Source organism: Mesorhizobium sp. M4B.F.Ca.ET.089.01.1.1 (genome assembly GCF_004022605.1).
GTDB lineage: Bacteria > Pseudomonadota > Alphaproteobacteria > Rhizobiales > Rhizobiaceae > Mesorhizobium > Mesorhizobium abyssinicae.
The window spans coordinates 1-1,108 of sequence record NZ_RZOS01000888.1 but is presented as its reverse complement, the minus strand read 5'-3'; the positions used below and the strand labels follow the sequence as shown (position 1 = coordinate 1,108).

The window sequence follows — 1,108 nt, the reverse complement described above, 5'->3', positions numbered from 1 at the left end:
TCCTGGAGAAGAACCTCGGCATCGCGCACACCGTCACCGGCTTCGACTTTCATTTCGGCAAGGACCGCCAGGGCGGGCCCGCCTTCCTGATGGCGGCGGGCGAGCGCCATGGTTTCGGTGTGACGTTGGTCGATGCCTTTCGCGACGAGGGCGCCGAGGTGATCTCGTCGAGCCGCATCCGCGCCCTTCTCGGCGAAGGCGCCGTGGCCGAGGCCGCCGGCCTGCTCGGCTACCGCTTCACCGTCGAGACCCAGGTGATCAGCGGCCAGCAGCTCGGTCGCACGCTGGGCTTTCCGACCGCCAATATGAGGCTTTCGCCGGAAGCGGCCCTGAAGGAAGGGATTTATGCCGTCCGCTTCCGCCGCGCCGACGGCACGCTGCATGACGGCGTCGCCAGCTTCGGCCGCCGTCCGACCGTCGACGACAATGGCGCGCCGCTGCTCGAGACCTTCGTCTTCGACTTCTCCGGCGACCTCTACGGCGAAACGTGCGAAGTGTCGTTCTTCGGCTACCTGCGGCCGGAGCTGAAATTCGACGGGCTCGACCCGCTGGTCGCGCAGATGAAGCGCGACGAGGCCGAGGCGAGGGCGCTGCTGGCAGGCGTGCGCCCGCTGTCGGAGCTTGACGCCGCGATCGCGTTCTAGCTCGAAATAACTAGATAGAAGTGTTTAGACGCGGGTTACGGACTCGACCAACCGGCTGATCCGCGTGCGTGAAGCGCTTCACCGAAGCCGGCCTGCCGAGCGGGCAGAACGTGCCGATGAAGACCGACATCCCCGTCTGGAGCGTCGTCCTCCTTTGCGCGTCGCTGTTCATCCTGTGCGATGGGTTGAGCGCGCATTGGGGCAAGACGGGCAGCGGCCGCAGCCTTGCCGTCGTCATGCTGCTGTCGCCGCTGTCCTACTGGGCCTTCGCCTTCATCAACACCAGGCTGAACCTCGCCGTGACTGGGGCGCTGATCAACACGATCGTCGTTGCCGGCGCCGTACTGGTCGGCGCGTTCGTCTTCAAGGAGGAAGTCTCCTCGATGCAGTATCTCGGGATCGCGCTAGCGCTGATCTCGATGACGCTGCTCAACCTGGACTAAGCTATCTCTTCAGCGCCAGTC

2 protein-coding genes are annotated in these 1,108 nt (G+C 65.3%); both read left to right on the top strand.

Features of this window, described 5'->3' with window-relative positions; translation table 11 throughout:
* Nucleotides 1-644, top strand: a 644-nt coding sequence (locus tag EN780_RS34785; RefSeq protein WP_133372892.1) for a bifunctional riboflavin kinase/FMN adenylyltransferase, incomplete at its 5' end; no start/stop codon positions are given.
* Nucleotides 645-712: 68 nt separating this feature from the next.
* Nucleotides 713-1,087, top strand: coding sequence for a hypothetical protein (locus EN780_RS34780; protein WP_245500221.1), 375 nt, complete (start codon nucleotides 713-715; stop codon nucleotides 1,085-1,087).
* Nucleotides 1,088-1,108: the final 21 nt, after the last annotated feature.